This is a genomic window from Phenylobacterium sp., assembly GCF_004799395.1.
Lineage (GTDB): Bacteria > Pseudomonadota > Alphaproteobacteria > Caulobacterales > Caulobacteraceae > Phenylobacterium.
On record NZ_SSMZ01000251.1, the window covers coordinates 1 to 5,279 of the forward strand.

6 protein-coding genes are annotated in these 5,279 nt (G+C 66.7%); 2 read left to right on the forward strand and 4 right to left on the reverse strand.

Annotated features, from left to right (window positions below):
- The 4 genes from E8A12_RS15950 to rpsL form a co-directional block, all read right to left on the reverse strand.
- A partial coding sequence (locus E8A12_RS15950; protein ID WP_293370054.1) for a GTP-binding protein occupies positions 1–118 on the reverse strand: 118 nt, incomplete at its 3' end.
- 47 nt (positions 119–165) lie between these two features.
- The gene (gene fusA, locus E8A12_RS15955; protein ID WP_293370574.1) at positions 166–2,244 is read right to left on the reverse strand and encodes an elongation factor G; all 2,079 of its coding nucleotides are present in this window, start codon (positions 2,242–2,244) and stop codon (positions 166–168) included.
- A 101-nt stretch (positions 2,245–2,345) separates the two neighbouring features.
- Positions 2,346–2,819, reverse strand: a complete 474-nt coding sequence (rpsG, locus tag E8A12_RS15960) for a 30S ribosomal protein S7 (protein WP_293370575.1) — start codon at positions 2,817–2,819, stop codon at positions 2,346–2,348.
- Positions 2,820–2,831: 12 nt separating this feature from the next.
- Positions 2,832–3,203: a 30S ribosomal protein S12 gene (rpsL, locus tag E8A12_RS15965; protein ID WP_293345753.1), complete on the reverse strand. Its 372-nt coding sequence runs from the start codon at positions 3,201–3,203 to the stop codon at positions 2,832–2,834.
- Between the two features lie 382 nt (positions 3,204–3,585).
- On the opposite strand from rpsL, the gene E8A12_RS15970 reads away from it, so the two are divergent.
- A complete protein-coding gene (locus E8A12_RS15970; RefSeq protein WP_293370577.1) occupies positions 3,586–4,296 on the forward strand; it encodes a hypothetical protein in 711 nt (236 codons plus the stop codon).
- Positions 4,297–4,451: 155 nt separating this feature from the next.
- Positions 4,452–5,168 carry a hypothetical protein gene (locus tag E8A12_RS15975; RefSeq protein WP_293370579.1) on the forward strand — a complete coding sequence of 239 codons (717 nt, stop codon included), beginning with the start codon at positions 4,452–4,454 and terminating at the stop codon, positions 5,166–5,168.
- Positions 5,169–5,279 lie beyond the last annotated feature (111 nt).

A 5,279-nucleotide genomic window follows, 5' to 3' on the forward strand; every position in this document is an offset into this window, starting at 1 on the left:
CCGTCTTCGCCAGCGTAAAGGTGATCGCCGCCGTCAGCGTCGTCTTGCCATGGTCAACGTGACCAATCGTGCCGATGTTGCAGTGCGGCTTGTTGCGTTCGAATTTCTCTTTGGCCATTTCAAGCTCCAGCCCTGTCCGGGCTCGTCCTCTGGTTAGGGTTGGGTTTAGGCGTACTTCTTGATCACTTCGTCAGCGACCGCTTGCGGCACCGGGTCGTAGTGGTCGTAGGTCATGGAGAAGTTCGCGCGACCCTGGGAGAAGGACCGCAGCGTGTTGATGTAGCCGAACATGTTGGCCAGCGGCACGAAGGCGGTGACCACCTGGGCGTTGCCGCGGGTTTCGGTGCCTTGGATCTGGCCACGGCGGCTGTTCAGGTCGCCGATGACGTCGCCCATATATTCGTCCGGCGTCACCACCTCGACCTTCATGATCGGCTCGAGCAGCTTCGGGGCGCCGCGCTCGCGCAGCTCACGGAAGGCCGCGCGGGCGGCGATTTCGAAGGCCAGGACCGAGGAGTCCACGTCGTGGTACGCGCCGTCGTAGAGCGAAGCCTTGAAGTCGATCACCGGGAAGCCGGCCAGCAGGCCGTTTTCCTTGGCCGATTCCAGACCCTTCTGGACGCCGGGGATGAATTCCTTCGGCACTGAGCCGCCGACCACCGAGCTTTCGAAGACGAAGCCGGAGCCCTGTTCGCCCGGCTCGAACTTGATCTTCACGCGGGCGAACTGGCCCGTGCCGCCGGTCTGCTTCTTGTGGGTGTAGTCGATGTCGGTGACCTTACCCAGGCTCTCGCGATAGGCCACCTGCGGCGCGCCGATGTTGGCTTCCACCTTGTAGGTGCGCTTCAGGATGTCGACCTTGATGTCCAGGTGCAGCTCGCCCATGCCCTTCATGATCGTCTGGCCCGACTCCTGGTCGGTCTGGACGGTGAAGGACGGGTCTTCGGCGACCATTTTGGCCAGAGCCACGCCCAGCTTTTCCTGGTCGGCCTTGGACTTGGGCTCGATGGCGATCTCGATGACCGGCGCCGGGAAGTCCATCTTCTCCAGGATAACCGGCGACTTCACCGGATCGCACAGGGTGTCCCCCGTGCGGGTGTCCTTCAGGCCGGCCAGGGCGACGATGTCGCCGGCGTAGGCTTCCTTGATGTCTTCGCGGTTGTTGGAGTGCATCAGCAGCATGCGGCCGACGCGTTCCTTCTTGTCGCGGCTGGAGTTCAGGAGACCCATGCCGGTCTCCATCTTCCCGGAATAGATGCGGCAGAAGGTCAGCGAGCCCACGAAGGGGTCGTCCATGATCTTGAACGCCAGGACCGACAGCGGCTCGTTGTCCGACGCAAGGCGAACCACCGGCTCTTCGGTCTTGAAGTCGATGCCGGGCGTCGGCGGGATGTCCACCGGCGAGGGCAGATAGTCGACCACGGCGTCGAGCAGAGGCTGGACGCCTTTGTTCTTGAAGGCCGAGCCGGCGAGGATCGGATAGAAGGCGCCGGTCAGCACGGCCTTACGAATGCACTTCTTGATGACGTCGACCGACGGCTCGTCGCCCGACAGGTAGGCTTCCATCGCCTCGTCATCGAGTTCGACGGCGTTCTCGATCATGTAGTGGCGCGCTTCATCGCACGCCTCCTTCATGTCGGCGGGGATCTCTTCGTCGTGATAGTTCGCGCCCAGGCCTTCGCTGTCCCAGACCACGGCCTTCATGCGGACCAGGTCGACGACGCCCTTCAGGTTAATTTCCGAGCCGATCGGCAGCTGGATCGGCACGGCCTTGACGCCCAGGCGTTCCCGGATCGTCTTCAGGCACATTTGGAAATCGGCGCCGATCTTGTCCATCTTGTTGACGAACACGATGCGCGGAACGTTGTAGCGGTCGGCCTGACGCCAGACGGTTTCGGTCTGCGGCTCCACGCCCTGGTTGCCGTCGAGGACGGCCACGGCGCCGTCGAGCACGCGCAGCGAGCGTTCGACTTCGATGGTGAAGTCCACGTGCCCGGGGGTGTCGATGATGTTCAGGCGGTGGTCGTTCCAGATGGCGGTGGTCGCAGCCGAGGTGATGGTGATGCCGCGTTCCTGCTCCTGCTCCATCCAGTCCATGGTGGCCGCGCCGTCGTGGACCTCGCCGATCTTGTGGCTCTTGCCCGTGTAATAGAGAATCCGCTCCGTCGTCGTCGTCTTGCCCGCATCGATGTGGGCCATGATTCCGAAGTTTCGATAGTCTTCGATTTTATGAGCGCGGGGCATAGCGGACTGCTCTGAAAAAAGGGCGTTCTTAGGGGCCTGAACGACGGCGCGGGCGGTTTATCTCAAACCGCCCGCGCCGGAAAGCTCAGTGTGGAGTGGGCTTACCAGCGGTAGTGCGAGAAGGCCCTGTTGGCTTCGGCCATCTTGTGGGTGTCTTCGCGCTTCTTCACCGCGGCGCCGCGGTTGGAGGAGGCGTCCAGCAGTTCACCGGCCAGCTTCTCGGTCATGGTGTTCTCGCCGCGCTTGCGGGCGGCGGCGACGATCCAGCGGATGGCCAGAGCGCGGCGACGGTCGGGACGCACCTCCATCGGCACCTGATAGGTGGCGCCGCCGACCCGGCGGGACTTCACTTCGATGGCGGGCGCGACGTTTTCCAGCGCGGTGTGGAAGGTCTCGAGCGGGCCCAAGTCCTTGCGCTTGGCTTCCAGGATATCGAAGGCGCCATAGAGGATGTTCTCGGCGACGGCCTTCTTACCTTCGTACATCACCATGTTCATGAACTTGGTGACGACCAGATCCCCGAACTTCGGGTCGGGAAGGACTTGACGTTTCTCTGCGCGACGGCGGCGGGACATTCTTCTTCTTCCTTACTTCGGACGCTTGGCGCCGTAGAGCGAACGACGCTGGCGACGATCCTTGACGCCTTGCGTATCGAGCACACCGCGCAGGATGTGGTAGCGGACACCCGGAAGGTCCTTCACGCGGCCGCCACGGATCAGGACCACGGAGTGTTCCTGCAGGTTGTGGCCTTCGCCGGGGATGTAGCACACCGCCTCGATGCCCGTGGTCAGGCGCACCTTGGCGACCTTACGCAGGGCGGAGTTCGGCTTCTTCGGGGTGGTCGTGTAGACCCGGGTGCAGACGCCGCGGCGCTGCGGGCAGCCCTTCAGGGCCGGGACCTTGTTGCGCGAGGGCTTGTCCTGGCGCGGCTTGCGGATCAATTGGTTGACTGTCGGCATCTAGTCTCGCTTGCGTGGAGGCGTGTGCCGTTTGGCCGAAGCGCCTCAGTGGGTCCCAGTATCGGGTCTCGGTTCTCGGGTTCTCCGCAAGGCCGCCCGCTGAACGCAAAAACCCGCCGGGACGCGCTTGCCGTGCGTGCCGACGGATAGAGGGTTCATCGGGACAGGGACGAATCCCGGCCTCGAAAGAGCGCGCTACATAGTCGTGAAGCGGCCGCGCGTCAACGTTTGCGCACCCCGTGCGGCCCCTCGTCCAGTGGTCTCGCAGCGCGCCTCGCAACCGCCCGCGCAAGGACCGCCGATTCAGCCCCCAATTCAGCCACGAAATCGCCGCGCCGTCCGGACCCTCTAAGCCGAAGGTGGCGGGAGACGTGGGGATGCGATGCTGACGGCGAGGCGCCAGGCCTCCTGGGCGGTCGCAGCCTCGGTGATCGCCCATCTGGGCGTGCTGACCGCTGTCCTCCTGCAGCACCCCACCCTCGTCCTCCCGGTGGAACCGAGCGGCCCGCCGCAGGCCATCATCCCGGTGCTGATCCTGCCCCGGACCCCGCCGCCGCCGTCGGCCGGCCGCGGGGCGCGGCCCGCGCCCATCCAGTTGCATCAACGGCGGCTGCGCAACCTGCCCACCGAGACGTCGGTCCGCCCCCTGCTCTCGCCGGCGCCCAAGCCTGTCGAGGCGCCCGCCCAGGCCGCGCCCTCCCCGGCCCCGGTCCGGGACGCCGTCCCCGCACCGCCGCCGGTCGCCGAAGCGTTCCGAGCGACCCTGCGGACCATGCTGGGCTGCAGCTCGACGGCGCTTAGCCGTGACGAGCGGACGCGTTGCCAGGAGCGGTTGGGACGCGGGGCGCACGACGAGCCCTACCTGGCCCAGCCGCTCTCGAAGGAGAAGCGTGCGGCCCTCGACCAGGCCGGCGCCGCCAAGCTCGCGGACCGCGCGTCGCTGGAGCGGGCCGCGCCTGCGCCTGGTCCCCCGCCACCCACCGACTACTCCGGCGATCCCTACATCACCGGGGCCGGCCAGAGCATGCTCGGTCCGGTTATCCTGCCGCCCAGCAAGCGCGCCGCGCCGAAGCTCGGGCCGCTGCCGCCCTAGATGTCGTTGCCAAAAAGGGCTCCAGACATGGCCAATGCCCCCTGTTCATCCCGGCTGACATGATCCAAGTCAGCGGGACAGGATCTAGGCTCGTCACGAAATCGCCGCGGGCGCACTTACCTTTGGGATAACGTGGCGAGGGACAGTTAGGGCGAATGAAGACGGCACAACGCCGCCGGACGGGTTGGGCCATCGCGGCCTCTCTGGCCGCCCACCTGGCGGTGGGCGTGGTCATCCTGCTGCAACGGACCAGCCTGCCCGTCCCGTCAGACCTGGGCGGGCCGCCCGAGGCGATCATCCCGATCCTGATCCTGCCCAAGACGCCGCCGGCGACCGCGGGGCGCAAGGCCGAGGTGCAGCCGATCCGGCTGCATCGCCGCCCGCAGCCCTTCGTGCCGCCGGACGTGACGCCGGCGCCGATCGCGCCGCCCACGCCTCCGGCCGCCCCCGCGGCCAGGTCCGCCCCGGCGGCGCTGCCCGCCCTGCATCCCGCGCCCCAGCCGGAGGGACCCAAGGGCGATGTGCGCACGGCGCTGCGCGGCAGCTATGTCGGCTGCGCCAACGCCCAGGCCGTGGGCCTGAACCGCGCCGAGCAGGACGCCTGCGACGAGAAGTTCGGCAAGGGCGCCAAGGACGCCCTGTTCGTGGGCCTGGGCCTCAGCCCCGACAAACAGCGCCTGCTCGACGCCACCGGCGCGCGCAAGGAGAGCGACTATCGCTACAAGCACAGCCAGGCGCCGGCTATTGGACAGACCGCCGGCGGAGGCGATCACGCCTGGGGCAATCCCGCACAAGCCGGGATCGGCGAGACCGCCGAAACCATGGGCAAGGCCCTGGGCAATGACCGCCCGAAGCTGACCGTGCCGTACTGACGCCTCAGGGCTGTCGGACTGGCAGGTTCTTGGCGAGGAACGCGCCTATGGCTTCCAGCATCTGGGTCCGCGTCGCCGCCTTGGTCAGGTAGTGGTTCTCGTCGACGAGCG

Excerpts from the sequence above, each read along its gene's own strand:
- fusA (WP_293370574.1), bottom strand. The coding sequence starts at position 2,244 with ATGCCCCGCGCTCATAAAATCGAAGACTATCGAAACTTCGGAATCATG.
- rpsG (WP_293370575.1), bottom strand. The coding sequence starts at position 2,819 with ATGTCCCGCCGCCGTCGCGCAGAGAAACGTCAAGTCCTTCCCGACCCG.
- rpsL (WP_293345753.1), bottom strand. The coding sequence starts at position 3,203 with ATGCCGACAGTCAACCAATTGATCCGCAAGCCGCGCCAGGACAAGCCC.
- E8A12_RS15970 (WP_293370577.1), top strand. The coding sequence starts at position 3,586 with ATGCTGACGGCGAGGCGCCAGGCCTCCTGGGCGGTCGCAGCCTCGGTG.
- E8A12_RS15975 (WP_293370579.1), top strand. The coding sequence starts at position 4,452 with ATGAAGACGGCACAACGCCGCCGGACGGGTTGGGCCATCGCGGCCTCT.